Here is a 14,478-nt window from a genome sequence, read left to right as displayed (position 1 = left end):
CGTCCCTGTCCCCACGGGCGCCGGACGCCGTCCGCAAGAGAGAGTGTGAGGGTGCTCGTACTCGTCGCTCCCGGCCAAGGCGCCCAGACGCCCGGCTTCCTGACTCCCTGGCTCGAACTCCCCGGCGCCGCCGACCGCATCGCGGCCTGGTCGGACGCGATCGGACTCGACCTCGTCCACTACGGCACGAAGGCCGACGCGGACGAGATCCGTGACACCGCCGTGGCACAGCCCCTGCTCGTCGCCGCCGGCCTGCTGTCGGCCGCCGCGCTCGGCGCGGTGTCCCCCGGCGTCGTCGCCGGTCACAGCGTCGGCGAGTTCACCGCGGCCGCGTTCGCGGGCGTCCTCGACGACACCGCCGCGCTGCGTCTCGTCCGGACCCGCGGGCTCGCGATGGCCGAGGCCGCCGCGATCACCCCCACCGGCATGTCCGCGCTGCTCGGCGGCGACCCCGAGGTCACCGTCCCGCACCTGGAGAAGCTCGGCCTGACCCCGGCCAACGTGAACGGCGCGGGCCAGATCGTGGCCGCCGGCACCCTGGAGCAGCTGGCCGCCCTGGAGGCGGACAAGCCCGAGGGCGTCCGCCGGGTCGTCGCGCTCAAGGTCGCCGGCGCCTTCCACACCTCCCACATGGCTCCGGCCGTGGCGCAGCTGGAGGCGGCGGCGAAGGAGCTGTCCCCGGCCGCCCCGGCCACCCGCTACGTGTCGAACAAGGACGGGCAGGTCGTCGCCGACGGCGCCGAGGTCGTGGCCCGCCTGGTCGGCCAGGTCGCGAACCCGGTCCGCTGGGACCTGTGCATGGAGACCTTCCAGGCGCTGGGCGCGACCGCGCTGATCGAGGTGTGCCCCGGCGGCACCCTGACCGGCATCGCCAAGCGGGCCCTGCCGGGCGTGGCCACGGTCGCCCTCAAGACTCCCGACGACCTGGACGCGGCCCGTACGCTCATCGCTGAGCACGCGGCCGTCTGACAAGGAGTGTCGAGAAGCATGTCGAAGATCAAGCCCAGCAAGGGCGCCCCGTACGCGCGGATCCTCGGTGTCGGCGGCTACCGCCCCACCCGGGTCGTGCCGAACGAGGTGATCCTCGAGAAGATCGACTCGTCCGACGAGTGGATCCGCTCGCGCTCCGGTATCGCCACCCGTCACTGGGCCTCTCCCGAGGAGACCGTCGCCGCCATGTCGGTGGAGGCCTCGGGCAAGGCCATCGCCGACGCCGGGATCACCCCCGAGCAGATCGGCGCCGTGATCGTCTCCACGGTCTCGCACTTCAAGCAGACCCCGGCCGTCGCCACCGAGATCGCCGACAGGATCGGCGCCGGCAAGCCGGCCGCGTTCGACATCTCCGCCGGCTGCGCGGGCTTCGGCTACGGCCTGACGCTCGCCAAGGGCATGGTCGTCGAGGGCTCCGCCGAGTACGTGCTCGTCATCGGTGTCGAGCGGCTCAGCGACCTGACGGACCTGGAGGACCGCGCGACGGCCTTCCTGTTCGGCGACGGCGCCGGCGCCGTGGTCGTCGGCCCCTCGGACGAGCCCCACATCGGCCCCACCGTGTGGGGTTCCGAGGGCGACAAGTCCGAGACCATCAAGCAGACCGTGCCGTGGAACGAGTTCCTCCCCCAAGCTCTCGGCTCCGCTCGAGCAGGGGGGACCCCCACGGGCGACGTCTCGAACCTGCCCCTCGACAGCAACGGCGAGATCAAGTTCCCCGCCATCACGCAGGAGGGTCAGGCGGTCTTCCGCTGGGCCGTCTTCGAGATGGCGAAGGTCGCCCAGCAGGCCCTGGACGCCGCCGGGATCTCGGCGGACGACCTCGACGTCTTCATCCCGCACCAGGCGAACATGCGGATCATCGACTCGATGGTGAAGACGCTGAAGCTGCCGGAGCACGTCACGGTCGCCCGTGACGTCGAGACCACCGGCAACACGTCCGCGGCCTCGATTCCGCTCGCCATGGAACGACTCCTGGCGACCGGCAAGGCGAAGAGCGGCGACACGGCCCTCATCATCGGCTTCGGGGCGGGTCTCGTCTTCGCCGCCACGGTCGTTACCCTCCCCTAGGCACTCCGGTTCTCCCGGACGCCTTTTCACAAGTAATCACAAGAAGGAGCGCCACCATGGCCGCCACCCAGGACCAGATCGTCGAAGGCCTCGCCGAGATCGTCAACGAGATCGCCGGCATCCCGGTCGAGGACGTCGAGCTGGGCAAGTCGTTCACCGACGACCTGGACGTCGACTCGCTCTCCATGGTCGAGGTCGTCGTCGCCGCCGAAGAGCGCTTCGACGTCAAGATCCCGGACGAGGACGTCAAGAACCTCAAGACGGTCGGCGACGCTGCCGACTACATCCTGAAGCACCAGGCCTGATTCGGCCCTCGCTGACTCGGTCCGCCACCCGGCGGTGGCGCCGTATTCCGACCATCACACACATGGAGAACGAATTCCTGTGAGCTCGACCAATCGCACCGTGGTCGTCACCGGTATCGGCGCAACCACACCGCTGGGTGGCGACTCCGCGTCGACCTGGGAAGGTCTTCTCGCGGGGCGCTCCGGCGTCCGGCCCCTGGAGGGCGAGCGCTTCGCCGAACTGCCCGTGCAGATCGCCGCGACCGCCGCCGTCGACCCCGGTGACGTCCTGCCCCGCCCGCTCGCCCGCAAGCTGGACCGCTCGGCGCAGTTCGCGCTGATCGCGGCCCGCGAGGCCTGGGCCGACGCGGGCTACACCGCCCCGGCCGGCGAGGACGCGTCCGTCGCGCCCGAGCGGCTCGGGTCGGTCATCGCCTCCGGCATCGGTGGCGTAACGACTCTGCTGGACCAGTACGACGTGCTGAAGGAGAAGGGCGTCCGCCGCGTCTCCCCGCACACCGTGCCCATGCTCATGCCGAACAGCCCCTCCGCGAACGTGGGTCTGGAGGTGAACGCCCGGGCGGGCGTCCACACTCCGGTCTCCGCCTGCGCGTCGGGTGCCGAGGCCATCGGCTACGCCGTCGAGATGATCCGTACCGGCCGTGCCGACGTGGTCGTCGCCGGCGGCACCGAGGCGGCGATCCACCCGCTGCCGATCGCCGCCTTCGCCAACATGATGGCGATGTCCAAGAGCAACGACGAGCCCACGAAGGCCTCGCGCCCCTACGACACCGGCCGTGACGGCTTCGTGCTCGGCGAGGGCGCCGGCGTGGTGATCCTGGAGTCCGAGGAGCACGCGAAGGCCCGTGGCGCCCGCGTCTACTGCGAGGTCCTCGGCCAGGGCCTGTCGGCCGACAGCCACCACATCGCGCAGCCCGAGCCGACCGGCCGGGGCATCGCCGCCGCGATGCAGAACCTGCTCGACGCGACGGACCTCAAGCCGTCCGAGGTCGTCCACCTCAACGCGCACGCCACGTCGACGCCGCAGGGCGACGTCGCCGAGATCAAGGCGCTGCGGAAGATCCTGGGCGACGACCTGGACCACGTCGCGATCTCCGCGACGAAGTCGATGACCGGCCACCTCCTCGGCGGCGCGGGCGGCATCGAGACCGTGGCGACGGTCCTGGCCCTCCACCACCGCCTGGCCCCGCCGACGATCAACGTCGACGAGCTGGACCCGGAGGTCGACGCCGACATCGTCCGCGACGAGCCCCGCGAGCTGCCGCAGGGCACGATCGCCGCGATCAACAACTCGTTCGGCTTCGGCGGCCACAACGTGGTGCTGGCGTTCCGCACGGTCTGACGCGCGACGCACGGCCCGAAGGAGGCCCGCCCCCTGACCGGGGGCGGGCCTCCTTCGCGTTCCCGGGCCTCGTCGGGGCGCGCCGCGGCGACCGGGGCGCGGTCGGGCGCCGGCCCCGGCGGCGGGCCGTGACGGCGGGTCAGACGACCTGGTGGAGCCAGCGGACGGGGGCGCCCTCGCCCGCGTAGCGGAAGGGCTCCAGTTCGTCGTCCCAGGGCTTGCCGAGCAGCCGGGCGATCTCGGCCTCCAGCTGGGTCTCGCCCTGCGCGGAGCGGGCGAGCGCGGCCCTCAGCCGGTCCTCGGGGACCAGGATGTCCCCGTGCAGGCCGGTGACGGCGTGGAAGATGCCCAGGTCGGGGGTGGCGCTGTAGCGCTCCCCCTCGGCGGTGGGGCAGGGCTCCGCGGTGACCTCGAAGCGGAGCATCTGCCAGCCGCGCAGCGCGGAGGCGAGTTCCGAGGCGGTGCCGGTGCGGCCCTGCCAGGAGAACTCGGCTCTCCAGGTGCCGGGGGAAGCCGGCTGGCGGATCCAGTCGAGCTGGACCCTCGCACCGAGGACGCCCGCGACCGCCCATTCGACGTGCGGGCACAGCGCGCGCGGTGCGGAGTGAACGTACAGGACTCCACGTGTCGTCACCGGGACCTCCAGTGTGGGACGAGGTTCGCCTTTTCCCAGCGGCCTCAGTAAACAGCATCAGGAGCAAAAGGTCACAAACCATCAAAAAGGGGACAGGAAGTGACGTGATGTAATTTACCGGAGCCGGTCGGCAAAGGTGCCTCTGGTTCGACGGGGGAAAAGCTACCGTGCCGCGCCGTCGTCGGTGTGACGTACGGTCGGTCCGGGGGCGGGCGAGCACGAGGCTTTCACCCGCCAGGACGCCGAAGGAGGGGGCCGGGGATGCGCGGCCGACGCAGGATCCGTACCGCCGTCGCGGCACTGCTGTGCGCGGGGGCGCTGGCCGGCTGCACCGCCGGGGAGCCCGCGGCGCGGGCCCCGGGGACGACGGCGACGCCGAGGACCACCCCGAAGCCGGTCCCGAGTCCGAGCCCGCTGTGGGACGTCTCCCCCGCCTCCGTCGCGGCCGTCGGCGACTCCGTCACCCGCGCGTTCGACGCCTGCGCGATCCTCGCGGACTGCCCCGAGTCGTCCTGGGCCACGGGCACGGACACCGCCGTGAACAGCCTCGCGATGCGCCTGCTGGGCCCGGAGAAGGCCGCCGCCCGCAGCTGGAACCTGGCGCGGTCCGGGGCGCGGATGGCAGAGCTTCCGGAGCAGATGGCGGCGGCCGCCGCCGAACGGCCCGAGCTGGTCACGGTGATGATGGGCGCGAACGACGCCTGCCGGGCCACGCCGGAGCTGATGACCCCGGTCGCCGACTTCCGGACGCAGTTCGAGACGGCGCTCGGCCGGCTGCGGAAGGGCGCGCCGAAGGCGCAGGTGTACGTGGCGAGCGTGCCGTCCCTGATGCACCTGTGGTCGACGGGGCGGATCGTCCCGATGGGTCTCGAGGTGTGGAAGCTGGGCGTCTGCGGGGCGATGCTGGCGGACGCGGCGGACCTGGGCGCCTCGGCGGAGCGGCGGCGCGCGGAGGTGCAGGACCGGGTGGTGGCGTACAACCGGGTCCTGTCGGAGGTGTGCGCGAAGGACGAGCGCTGCCGGTACGACGGCGGGGCGGTCTTCGGATTCCGTTTCGACAGGACGCAGTTGAGCCCCTGGGACTTCTTCCATCCGAGCCGGGACGGACAGGCGCGGCTCGCGGAGCTCGCGTACCGCCGGATCACGGCGGAGTGAGGACCCCGGGGCGGCTGTCAGGTGCCGCCCCGGGGCCGGTCTCGGGGGCCTCCGGGATCAGATCTCGACGGTGGCGGTCAGCCGGGCGTCCGTGAGGGAGCGGGCCGCCACGACCTCGTAGCGTCCGTGGACGAGGGTCCAGGCGTCCTTCTCCTCGTCCCAGATCTCGAAGGCGCGCCGGGGCAGCGCGATCCGGGCCTCCACGGTCTCGCCGGGGTCCGCCCCGACGCTCGCGAAGCCGGCCAGCCAGCGGGCCGGGCGCTCCACGGTGTCGTCCACGGGCGCCAGGTAGACCTGGACGACCTCGCGGCCGGCGCGGTCGCCGGTGTTGGTGAGCCGGACGGTCGCGGTGCCGGGGCCGGCGGCCAGGGCGTCGTACGACCAGGTCGTGTAGCCGAGGCCGTGGCCGAAGGCGTACGCGGGGACGGCGGCCGCCCGGTCCCAGGCCCGGTACCCGACGAACAGGCCCTCGGCGTAGTCGAGCCGGCCCCCGGTGGGGGTGGTCTCGGTGACGGGGACGTCGGCGAGGGCGACGGGCCAGGTGGTGGGGAGGCGGCCGCCGGGCTCCTCGGCACCGGTGAGGACGTCGGCGAGGGCGGCGCCGCCCTCCTGGCCGGGGAACCAGCCGAGCAGGACCGCGGCCACGTCCCCGCGCCAGGGCAGTTCGACCGGGGAGCCGGCGTTGACCACCACGACGGTGTTCGGGTTGACGGCGGCGACGGCCCGTACGAGGTCGTCCTGGCGGCCGGGCAGGGCGAGGTCCTTGCGGTCGAAGCCCTCGGACTCGACGCGCTCGGTGGTGGCGACGACCACGACGGCGGTGTCGGCGGTGCGGGCCGCCTCGACGGCCTCGGCGATCAGTTCGTCGGGGTCACGGCGCGGACCGAGGTGGACGAAGGAGAACATGACGGCCGGCAGCGGGGCCGCGAACTCCTTGTCGAGGGTGTGGAGCAGGGAGACCTCGACGGTCTCGCCCGCGGTGAGCGTCACCTTGGCGCGCTCGACCGGGGAGCCGAAGAAGGCCTCGAAGGGGTCGGTCTCCGGGCCCATCGCCTGCACGCCGTCGTAGAGGGTCTCGCCCCCGACGGCGAGGGTGAAGGCGCCGAGGCCGCGGGTGCCGAAGGAGTGCTCGCCGGACTCGCGCGGGGTGAAGGTGCCGGTGACCTCGATGGAGGCGAGGGCCTCGTGGGTGACGCCGGCCGGGAGGTCGTCGCCGATCCATTGGACCTGGCCGTTGGGCAGGGAGCCCTCGCCGAGCACGGCGCCGGAGGCGTCGCGGCAGCGGGCGCGCAGCGTGAAGCCGGGCGAGACGGAGCCGGCGGGGGTGAGTTCCTCGCTGGGGTCGGCACCGAGGTGGTAGGTGAGCGCGCCGTCGGCGAGCGCGGCGGTGATGCCGTCGAGCGGGGAGACGACGTGGTCCGGGAAGACCTGGGCGGAGCCGCCGCCGAGGATGCGGGCGTCGCGGGCCGCGGCGCCGGAGAGGGCCACGGTCGCGCCGGGGCGCAGGGGCAGCGCGCCGTTCTCGTTGCGGACGAGGACGAAGCCGCGGCGGGCGATCTCGCGGGCGAGCGCGTCGCCGTCGATCGCGGCCGGCGGCTCGGTGACGACGGGCGGGGCTCCTTCGAGGGCGCCGACGCGGGCGGCGAGCCGCAGGACGTTCCGTACGGCCGCGTCGACGGCGGACTCCTCGGCCTCGCCGGCGCGGACGGCGGCGGCGAGGGCCTCGCCGTAGACGGTCCGCGGGCCGGGCATGGCGACGTCGAGGCCGCCGGCGATGTCGCCGGTGGTGGAGCGGGCGGCCATCCAGTCGGAGACGTTGCAGCCGTCGAAGCCCCACTCGCCGCGCAGGACCTCGTTGACGAGCTGGTGGTGCTCGGTCATGGTCACGCCGTTGACCTGGTTGTAGGCGGTCATGATGCCCCAGGGACGGGCGTTCGCGACGATGGCCTCGAAGGGGGCGAGGTAGAGCTCCCGGAGCGGCCTCGGGGCGATCCGGTTGTCGACGGTGAAGCGGTCGGTCTCGGCGTCGTTGGCGACGAAATGCTTGACGGTGGTGCCGACTCCGCCGTCCTGGACGCCCTGTACGTAGCCGGTGCCGATGGCCCCGGTGAGGAGCGGGTCCTCGCTGTAGGCCTCGAAGTGGCGGCCGCCTAGCGGGGTGCGGTGCAGGTTGACCGTGGGGGCGAGCACGACGTGCACGCCCTTGCGGCGTGCCTCCTGGGCGAGGAGGCGGCCCGCGCGGCGGGCGAGGGCGGGGTCCCAGGCGGCGGCGAGCGCGGTCGGGGACGGCAGGGCGACGGACGGGTCGTCGGCGGTCCAGCGGACGCCGCGGACGCCGACGGGGCCGTCGGACATGACCACGGACGTCAGGCCGATCTCCGGCAGGGCGGGCAGGGACCACATGTCCTGGCCGCCGAGCAGCCGCGCCTTGGTGTCCAGGTCGAGCGCGGCGAGCGCCGCCTCGACGGCCTCCTCGCGGGCCGTGTCGGCCGCACCGTCCACCGCCGTGTCCGCTGCCGTGCCCGCGCTGGTCTCCGTCATGGCCGTACCTCCTCGTTGACGTACCGATGACCCCGATGACGCCATCGTGCACCGCGTTACCTGTAGATCGGTAGGTGATGTTACCTCTTCGTTATCCACGGGCGGGGTACGGTCCAGGTGCGGAAGCGACGAGCGGAGAGGGGTCAGGGCGATGGCGCGGGCCAGGAGCGAGGAACGGCGGGCGGAGATCCTGCGCGCGGCCCTCGAAGTGATCGCCGAGCGCGGCTACCGGGGCGCCACCCTCGGCTCGGTCGCCGAGCGCGTCGGCCTCACCCAGCAGGGACTGCTGCACTACTTCCCGACCAAGGAGGCGCTGCTGGTCGCCGTCCTGGAGGAGCGCGACCGCTGGGACACGAGCGGCGGCCGGGACCGCGAGGGCTGGCGGCTCGACCTGATCGAGTCGCTCGTCGAGTACAACGCGATGCGGCCCGGCATCGTGCAGACCTTCTCCGCGCTCCTCGGCGAGAGCGTCACGGACGGCCATCCGGCCCGGGAGTTCTTCACCGAGCGGTACGCGCAGGTCCGGACGAACATGGCGCAGGTGCTGCGCCTGGAGTTCGGCGACCGCCTGCCGAGCGGGCTGAGCCCGGAACGGGCGGCGCCGCTCCTGACGGCGGTGATGGACGGCCTCCAGTACCAGTGGCTCCTGGACCCGGCGGCGGTCGACATGCCGGCCGCCTTCCGCGACTTCCTGCGCCTGCTGCACGGAGGCGCGGAGCACGAGCCGCCGCCGGGACGACGGGCGGCATGATGGGGGCATGATCGTCGCAGCCACCCAGTTCGCCCCGGTCGCCGGGGACATCGCCGCCAACGTGGACACCGTCGCCGGGCTGGTCCGGGCCGCCGGGGCCGAGGGCGCCCGTGTGGTCGTCTTCGCCGAGCTCTGCCTCAGCGGGTACGAGCCGACCCTGATACGGGACACCCCCGAGCTGGTCCTCACCGAGGACGACCCCCGGCTCGACCCGGTGCGGGAGGCCTGCCGCGCGGTGTCGGCGGCGGCCGTCGTCAACGGGCCGGTGCGGACGGCGGACGGCCGGCCCGCGATCACGACCCTGGTCGTCGGCCCGGAGGGCGGGCTTCTCGCCCGCTACGACAAGCAGCACCTGTACGGGATCGAGCGGGAGGTCTTCGCCGCGGGGACCGCCGACGGGCGGTTCACGCTCGACGGGGTGCGGTTCGCGACGGCCACCTGCTACGACAACCGCTTCCCCGAGCTGGCCGCACGGGCCGCCGACGACGCCTGCGCGGTGTACCTGGCGAGTTCGGTGCTCGCCGCCGACAACGACTCGTTCACGACGGTGTACCCGGTACGGGCCCGGGACTTCGGCCTGTCCGTGGTGCTCGGCAACGTCCTCGGGGCCAACGAGGACGGCGTGGGCGGCGGATCGGCCGGCGCCTGGGGACCGGACGGGGCCCGGATCGCGGACGCGGGCGGCACGGAACCGGGGTTCGTCCTCGCCGAGGTCGGCCCGCCGCGCCGGTGACGCACGCGGAGAGCCGGGCGGCCGCGGGACGACGGCCGCCCGGCTCCGGGGAAGGCCGTCACGGAACCCCCGGTCCGTGACGCCGCCCCGCCCCCGTTACGGGGCGCTCAGGCCCAGCGTGTACGCGCCGGAGCCGCTGTACGCGTGGACGATGTAGCGGTAGTAGCCCGCCGTGCCGGTGTAGCTGGTGTTCTCGTCGGCCGTCGCGGTGCCGCCGACGGCGACGTCGACCCAGCTCGCGCCGTTCCACTTCTGCAGGTAGAGGTCGTAGTCCTTGCCGGCCGGGCCGCGCAGGCAGCCGACGTGCGTGCCGGAGGTCGCCGAGTAGTAGTAGGAGCCGTCCGGCTGGACCGCCCGCTGGCCGGAGGTCAGGCTGCCCTGGTAGGTGTGCTCGGAGTTCGCGCAGCCGGTGGGCGGGGTCGTGGTGCCGACCGACAGCTGGTAGGTGACCGTGTGGGTCGCGGAGCCCGTGCCGGTGACGGTGATCGGGTAGGTGCCGTTGGCCGTGCCCGCCGCGACCTGGACGGTCATCGTCGACGCGTTGCCGGAGGTCACCGAGGCCGGGCTGAAGGAGACGGTGACACCGCTCGGGGCACCGCTCGCGGAGAGCTGGACGGTCTGCGCGCTGCCGCCGGTGGTGCTGGTGTTCACCGTGGAGGTGACGGAGGCACCGGGCTGGACCGAACCGGAGGAGGGGTTCAGGGCGAGCGAGAAGTCCGGGGTGGTGGTGCCGCCGCAGTCGGTCTCACCGGACTGGGCCGGCACGCCGATCGCGTTCCAGGCCGCCTTCACCGCGTTGCACTCGGTGCTGCCGTAGGTGTTCTTGGCGCTGGTCAGGGTCGCCCTGCGGGCGGCCAGGTGGTTCCAGGAGGAGGTCTTCATGAGCAGCGCGCCCATGAAGATCTTGCCGGCCTTCTGGATGCCGACACCGGTCACCGAGGACGGACCGCCGGAACATATGGGGCTGCTGGGCTTTCCGCCGCCCGGGTTCGACCCCTCGGCGAGCAGGTAGAACCAGTGGTTCTGCGGTCCGGCCGCCGCGTGCACCTCGGTGCCCGAGTTCAGCTGCGGGTAGCAGTTGGGGTCGTTGCCGACGAGCGAGGGGTTGTACATGTTCCGGATCGGCTTGCCGTCGCCGAAGAAGTTGACCTTCTCGCCGACGGTGTAGTCCGGGGTGTCGTTCGGGTTGTTGGCGTAGTGCTCGGTGAGCGCGCCGAAGATGTCGCCGGTGGACTCGTTGAGCCCGCCGTTCTCGTTGGAGGAGCCGGCGCTGCCCGGCGTCCGGTCGAAGATCTCGTGGCCGTACTCGTGCGCCACGACGTCGATGCCGGTGAGCTGGTTCGAGCCGGTCTGGGCCCGCCCGTAGGTCGTCTTCGTACCGTCGTAGTACGCGTTGACCTCGGAGAGTCCGGCGCGGGCCGGGACCATGCCGCCCTGGCCGTTCTGCCCGTTGTAGCCGAACCACTCCTTGAGCATGGAGTGTTCCTTCTGCGCCGCGTACATGATGTCGACGCAAGCGGTCACCAGGTCGTTGGCGCCGTTGTTGCCCCAGGGCGAGGAGCCCGTGTACGCGCTGCCGTTCTGCCCGCCGCACTTGAAGCCGCCGCGGCTGGTGTCGGTCATGGAGCTCGCGGCGGTGTCGATGGTGACGTTGCCGTTGTGGTAGCCGCGGCCGTCGGCGTGCAGGATCTTGTCGGTGGCGCGGGCGACGGAACCCGTACGGGCGTCGACGTAGGTGTCGAGGGAGCTCGGGGCGTCCTTCGCGGTCCGGCCGACGACCAGGGTGTGCCAGGTCAGGACGGCCTTGCCGCCCTTGAGCAGCACGGTCAGTTCGGGGGTGCTCGCGCTCTCCACCGAGGCGAGCTGCCCGCGGGCGGTGGCGAGGGCCTCGGCCGCGGTGACCTTCGCCTTCGTGGAGACCTTGATGGCGGGCGCCGGGGCGCCGGTGACCTCGCGGACCTTGCCGGAGCTGTCGGAGAGGACGACCGCGTCGCCGCCGCCGGCGACCGGAAGGCCGCGGTAGGTGCGCTCGTACGACGCGTAGTAGAGGCCGTTCGTCCACGGGGTGACCGAGGTCCGGACGAGCTCCTCGTCGGTGCCGTGCCGGAGCTCGTCGAGTCCGCTGGCCGCGGCGCCGTCGGCGGCGGCGAGCGCGAGGGACCGGCCCTGGCCCGGGGGTACGGGCTGCGCCTTCGGGGCCGCGGTGGCGGTGCCGGCGAGGGCGGTCGCGAGGCTCGCCGAGAGCGCCAGGGCGGCCACGGCCGCCGTGAGTCTGCTGGGGTGCAACGTCTGCTCCGATCGGGGTGGGATCGTGGTGGGGGAGACGGATCGTCGCGCCGAGTATGGGCGTGCACATGACTTGTTCGGGACATCTCATCCGGCATAAGACGCGGGTTATGGTGCGGCCGCGCGGTGCTGCGTACGCTGCTGAAATGCAGCTGGAGTTGAGGCATCTGGAGGCCGTCTGCCGGATAGCGGAGGCAGGCAGTCTGGGACGCGCGGCCGGCCGGCTGGGGGTCTCGCAGCCCGCGCTCTCCGCGCAGCTCCGGCGCATCGAGCGGGTCGCCGGCGGGGAGCTCTTCCTGCGCGGCCGCCACGGCGTGGAACCCACCCCGCTGGGCGAGTTCGTCCTCGCCAAGGCGCGGCTCGTCCTCGGCGAGATGGACGCGCTGGCCGCCGGGGCGCGGGCCGTCAGCCACGACACCCCGCTGCGCCTCGGCTGCATCCTGCTCGTCCTGGTGGACGGGCTGCTGGGGCAGCTGGAGCGGGTGATGGCCGGTCAGGACATCGCGGTGACCGTGGAGCACTCGGCCACCACCCTGACCCGGCAGCTCGGCGCGGGCCGGTACGACGCCGTGCTGTACGGGGAGGTCAACGACCACGAGGTGACCCTGCCCGAGGGCACCACGGCCCGGACCCTGGTCCCCAGGGAGCCGTTCTGCGTCCGCCTCTCGGCCGCGCATCCGCTGGCGGGGAAGGAGCGGATCGCACTGGCGGAGCTGGCCGGCGAGTCCTGGATGACGCTCGTCGAGGACGACGACGGCGGGCCCGAGGCGCTGGTCGCCGCCTGCGCGAAGGCCGGGTTCACGCCCTCGCTGCGGCACCGGGTCGCCGACCGGAAGATGCACTACGACCTGATCGCCTCGGGCCGGGCGATCTCCCTGAGCCAGCCCACCGCCCCGCACGCCGAGGGCACGGTCCTGCGCCCGCTGGAGGGCGACCCGGTCCTGGGCCGGATCCGGCTGGCCTGGAACAGGGCGGCGGTCCCGGCCCGGCAGGCGGAGCTGCTGTACCGGGCGGCGGTCCACGCCTATCTGGCGAACGTGGACAACAACGCCTTCTACCGGGAGTGGTGGGACGCCCGGCCGGAACTCCACCCGGTCCTCGACGCCTGAGCCGGCGTCCGGGACCGGACGGGCCGGGACGCCGCCGCGTGAGGGCCTCCGGCGGAGTGCGCGGCGCCCGCGTCACGGCCCCCTCAGCGGGGCAGGTGCCGCACGCCCTTGCCCCCGGAGGCGGGCAGGCCGCCGTCCGCGCGGCCGCCCTCCGGAGAGTTCTCGTCCCGGTCGTCACGGCCGGTCTCGCCGCCCAGCTCGCGGGCCATCAGGGTGGCGCCGGCGACCGCTCCCGGCATCAGGAAGACGGCGACGAAGGGGACGATGAAGGCGAGGGTCAGCGGAACGCCGAAGCCGAGGACGGCCAGCCGGCGGCCGCGGAGCAGCGTCAGGCGCTCCTTGAGCTCGACGCCGCGGCGCTGGAACGCGACGGCCGTCAGCTCCTCGGCGAGGAAGAAGCCGGAGACACAGAAGCCGACGGCGGGGACGACGGTCTGGCCGACCACCGGGATGAAGCCGCAGGCGAAGAGGAGGACGCCGTAGAAGGCGACCCGCGCCAGGACCCGCAGGCTGTCGCGGGCCGAGATCCACAGCTCCCGCCAGAGCGGCAGCCCGGACTCGGGCACCTCGCCGCCCTCGGTGCGGTCGACCTCCTCGGAGAGGGACTCGTAGAAGGGCTGGCCGACGAGCAGGGTCACGGCGGTGAAGGTGATGACCGCGAGGAAGAGGCCGAAGGCGAAGACCAGGGCGGTCAGGGCGCCGCGGAAGGCCGCGAGCCAGGGGGAGGTCCAGTCGTCGGCGAAGGGGGTGACCCAGGAGACCAGGTCGTCGGCGCCGTAGCCGAGGCCGACGAGCGCGCCCGCGTAGAGCACGAGGGTCACGAGTCCGGGCAGCAGCCCGAAGCCGAACCACCGTCCGTGCGTGCCCACCCACTTCTGGCCCTTTACCAGGTAACCGAAACCCACCCCGAGATCGCGCATGGGGCTCACCCTATCGGTGGACCCCGGAGCGCCCGGGGGTGCGGGGACGCGGGCCCCCGGGGAGGCGGGGACGCCGGGGAGGCGGGGACGCCGGGCATGCGGCGAGGACCGCACCCCGACGGGTCGGGGTGCGGTCCTCGGCGGATCGGCCGGCGGCCGGCCGGTGGCTCAGACGGCGAGCTCGACCGTGATGTTGCCGCGGGTCGCCTTGGAGTACGGGCAGACCTGGTGCGCCTTCTCGATCAGGCTCTTCGCCGTCTCGGCGTCCACGTTCGGGATCGACGCCGAGATCTTGACGATGATGCCGAAGCCGTCGTCGTTCTTGCCGATGCCGACCTCGGCAGTGACCGTCGAGCCGGTGATGTCGGCCTTCTCGTTGCGGGCGACGACGCCGAGCGCGCCCTGGAAGCAGGCGCTGTAGCCCGCCGCGAAGAGCTGCTCGGGGTTGGTGCCCTCGCCGGAGCCGCCCATGGCCTTGGGCGGGTTCACGACGACGTCGACCTTGCCGTCGTCGGTGGCGACACGACCGTCACGCCCGCCCTCGGCGGTGGCGACGGCGGTGTACAGGACGTCGGAGTGCTGGATCGGCATGCGAGGTACTTCCTTCATGGGTTCGCCGCGACTCGCGCCCACGATCGCGGCGG

The 14,478-nt window shown here is 73.1% G+C and carries 13 protein-coding genes; 8 read left to right on the top strand and 5 right to left on the bottom strand.

Going from position 1 to position 14,478, the window contains the following annotated elements; all coding sequences use genetic code 11:
- Positions 1-51 precede the first annotated feature (51 nt).
- The 4 genes from ACY0MR_RS25090 (at position 52) to fabF (ending at position 3,705) form a co-directional block, all read left to right on the top strand.
- Positions 52-969 carry an ACP S-malonyltransferase gene (locus ACY0MR_RS25090; protein ID WP_361855846.1) on the top strand — a complete coding sequence of 306 codons (918 nt, stop codon included), beginning with the start codon at positions 52-54 and terminating at the stop codon, positions 967-969.
- An 18-nt stretch (positions 970-987) separates the two neighbouring features.
- Positions 988-2,058, top strand: coding sequence for a ketoacyl-ACP synthase III (locus tag ACY0MR_RS25085; protein ID WP_392863479.1), 1,071 nt, complete (start codon positions 988-990; stop codon positions 2,056-2,058).
- Between the two features lie 56 nt (positions 2,059-2,114).
- Positions 2,115-2,363: an acyl carrier protein gene (locus tag ACY0MR_RS25080; protein ID WP_030220891.1), complete on the top strand. Its 249-nt coding sequence runs from the start codon at positions 2,115-2,117 to the stop codon at positions 2,361-2,363.
- Between the two features lie 79 nt (positions 2,364-2,442).
- The gene (fabF, locus tag ACY0MR_RS25075) at positions 2,443-3,705 is read left to right on the top strand and encodes a beta-ketoacyl-ACP synthase II (protein WP_361855840.1); all 1,263 of its coding nucleotides are present in this window, start codon (positions 2,443-2,445) and stop codon (positions 3,703-3,705) included.
- A 139-nt stretch (positions 3,706-3,844) separates the two neighbouring features.
- On the opposite strand, the gene ACY0MR_RS25070 is transcribed toward fabF, so the two are convergent.
- Positions 3,845-4,339 carry a DUF3145 domain-containing protein gene (locus ACY0MR_RS25070; RefSeq protein WP_361855837.1) on the bottom strand — a complete coding sequence of 165 codons (495 nt, stop codon included), beginning with the start codon at positions 4,337-4,339 and terminating at the stop codon, positions 3,845-3,847.
- 261 nt (positions 4,340-4,600) lie between these two features.
- Between ACY0MR_RS25070 and ACY0MR_RS25065 the strand changes: the two genes are divergently transcribed.
- On the top strand, positions 4,601-5,494 hold the full coding sequence (locus ACY0MR_RS25065) for an SGNH/GDSL hydrolase family protein (RefSeq protein ID WP_473555472.1): 894 nt from the start codon (positions 4,601-4,603) through the stop codon (positions 5,492-5,494).
- Between the two features lie 57 nt (positions 5,495-5,551).
- Here the strand turns inward: ACY0MR_RS25065 and ACY0MR_RS25060 are convergent, their stop codons facing one another.
- Positions 5,552-8,035, bottom strand: coding sequence for a glycoside hydrolase family 3 protein (locus ACY0MR_RS25060; RefSeq protein ID WP_451061260.1), 2,484 nt, complete (start codon positions 8,033-8,035; stop codon positions 5,552-5,554).
- Between the two features lie 151 nt (positions 8,036-8,186).
- Between ACY0MR_RS25060 and ACY0MR_RS25055 the strand changes: the two genes are divergently transcribed.
- On the top strand, positions 8,187-8,786 hold the full coding sequence (locus ACY0MR_RS25055; protein WP_473555469.1) for a TetR/AcrR family transcriptional regulator: 600 nt from the start codon (positions 8,187-8,189) through the stop codon (positions 8,784-8,786).
- 7 nt (positions 8,787-8,793) lie between these two features.
- A complete protein-coding gene (locus tag ACY0MR_RS25050; RefSeq protein WP_388799166.1) occupies positions 8,794-9,519 on the top strand; it encodes a carbon-nitrogen hydrolase family protein in 726 nt (241 codons plus the stop codon).
- A gap of 96 nt (positions 9,520-9,615) precedes the next feature.
- Here the strand turns inward: ACY0MR_RS25050 and ACY0MR_RS25045 are convergent, their stop codons facing one another.
- Positions 9,616-11,805: a M4 family metallopeptidase gene (locus ACY0MR_RS25045; protein WP_388799163.1), complete on the bottom strand. Its 2,190-nt coding sequence runs from the start codon at positions 11,803-11,805 to the stop codon at positions 9,616-9,618.
- Between the two features lie 146 nt (positions 11,806-11,951).
- Between ACY0MR_RS25045 and ACY0MR_RS25040 the strand changes: the two genes are divergently transcribed.
- Complete coding sequence (locus ACY0MR_RS25040; RefSeq protein WP_388799160.1) at positions 11,952-12,914, top strand: LysR family transcriptional regulator; 963 nt, start codon at positions 11,952-11,954, stop codon at positions 12,912-12,914.
- 83 nt (positions 12,915-12,997) lie between these two features.
- On the opposite strand, the gene ACY0MR_RS25035 is transcribed toward ACY0MR_RS25040, so the two are convergent.
- Together ACY0MR_RS25035 and ACY0MR_RS25030 are read right to left on the bottom strand one after the other, a co-directional pair.
- Entirely contained in the window at positions 12,998-13,834 is an 837-nt protein-coding gene (locus ACY0MR_RS25035) for an EI24 domain-containing protein (protein WP_392042773.1), read from the bottom strand.
- Between the two features lie 168 nt (positions 13,835-14,002).
- Positions 14,003-14,425, bottom strand: coding sequence for an organic hydroperoxide resistance protein (locus ACY0MR_RS25030; RefSeq protein ID WP_148004235.1), 423 nt, complete (start codon positions 14,423-14,425; stop codon positions 14,003-14,005).
- Positions 14,426-14,478 lie beyond the last annotated feature (53 nt).

The sequence above is a fragment of the Streptomyces sp. JN8 genome (genome assembly GCF_055808075.1).
Note: the sequence above shows the minus strand (reverse complement) of the source record. Positions and strands in the feature narration are given on the sequence as shown.

Bases quoted from the DNA above. Each gene is read 5' to 3' on its own strand.
- ACY0MR_RS25085 (WP_392863479.1), top strand. From the start codon at position 988: ATGTCGAAGATCAAGCCCAGCAAGGGCGCCCCGTACGCGCGGATCCTC.
- ACY0MR_RS25060 (WP_451061260.1), bottom strand. From the start codon at position 8,035: ATGACGGAGACCAGCGCGGGCACGGCAGCGGACACGGCGGTGGACGGT.
- ACY0MR_RS25030 (WP_148004235.1), bottom strand. From the start codon at position 14,425: ATGCCGATCCAGCACTCCGACGTCCTGTACACCGCCGTCGCCACCGCC.
- ACY0MR_RS25055 (WP_473555469.1), top strand. From the start codon at position 8,187: ATGGCGCGGGCCAGGAGCGAGGAACGGCGGGCGGAGATCCTGCGCGCG.
- ACY0MR_RS25065 (WP_473555472.1), top strand. From the start codon at position 4,601: ATGCGCGGCCGACGCAGGATCCGTACCGCCGTCGCGGCACTGCTGTGC.
- ACY0MR_RS25040 (WP_388799160.1), top strand. From the start codon at position 11,952: ATGCAGCTGGAGTTGAGGCATCTGGAGGCCGTCTGCCGGATAGCGGAG.
- ACY0MR_RS25035 (WP_392042773.1), bottom strand. From the start codon at position 13,834: ATGCGCGATCTCGGGGTGGGTTTCGGTTACCTGGTAAAGGGCCAGAAG.
- ACY0MR_RS25050 (WP_388799166.1), top strand. From the start codon at position 8,794: ATGATCGTCGCAGCCACCCAGTTCGCCCCGGTCGCCGGGGACATCGCC.
- ACY0MR_RS25080 (WP_030220891.1), top strand. From the start codon at position 2,115: ATGGCCGCCACCCAGGACCAGATCGTCGAAGGCCTCGCCGAGATCGTC.